Annotated in this window: 1 pseudogene; it reads left to right on the top strand. The window is 58.4% G+C overall.

Going from position 1 to position 279, the window contains the following annotated elements:
• Nucleotides 1–91 precede the first annotated feature (91 nt).
• Nucleotides 92–279: pseudogene (locus tag SB772_RS40210) on the top strand (threonine synthase); the annotation flags it as partial.

Here is a 279-nt window from a genome sequence, read left to right as displayed (position 1 = left end):
CTGTTTTGATGCACATTTCGGCTCGCAGCATTTCAGGCGCTTGCTTTCCTTCTCCGGATCGCTTCCGGCCATAACGTCAAGGATGAAGAACGTGGACTATATCTCGACCCGCGGCGAGGCCCCTTCTCTCGGCTTTTGCGATGCGCTTCTGACGGGTCTTGCCCGCGACGGCGGTCTCTACGTTCCGCGTCAATGGCCGCAGTTCTCCAAGAAGGACATCCGGGCGCTGCGCGGCAAGAGCTATCAGGATATCGCGTTCACGATTCTCTCGCCCTTCAC

It is taken from the genome of Paraburkholderia sp. SIMBA_030 (assembly GCF_046535245.1).
GTDB lineage: Bacteria > Pseudomonadota > Gammaproteobacteria > Burkholderiales > Burkholderiaceae > Paraburkholderia.
Note: the sequence above shows the minus strand (reverse complement) of the source record. Positions and strands in the feature narration are given on the sequence as shown.